This is a genomic window from Alkalibacterium sp. m-11, from assembly GCF_054658155.1.
In genome coordinates, this window is sequence record NZ_BAAGIR010000567.1 from 1 (window position 1) to 255 (window position 255).

The 255-nt window shown below is 48.6% G+C and carries 1 protein-coding gene; it reads left to right on the forward strand.

Going from position 1 to position 255, the window contains the following annotated elements; genetic code table 11:
- Nucleotides 1–249 (forward strand): formate--tetrahydrofolate ligase (locus ACYQ2O_RS13625; RefSeq protein ID WP_459796869.1); only part of this gene is annotated, 249 nt, incomplete at its 5' end.
- Nucleotides 250–255 lie beyond the last annotated feature (6 nt).

The following is a 255-nucleotide window of genomic DNA, read 5'->3' on the forward strand; positions in this document are numbered from 1 at the left end:
GAAAAACTGGGGTATGGGGATCTGCCGATCTGTATGGCGAAAACACAGTACTCCTTGTCAGATACAGCGACTGCTTTAGGTCGCCCAACAGATTTCAATGTCAACATCAGAGATTTGACTGTGTCTGTAGGGGCGGGATTCATCGTCGTCCTGACAGGAAATATCATGCGTATGCCTGGTCTTCCGAAAGTGCCTTCTGCGGTACATGTGGATGTGGACGAAAACGGCAAAATTTCCGGACTGTTTTAGGAGGCT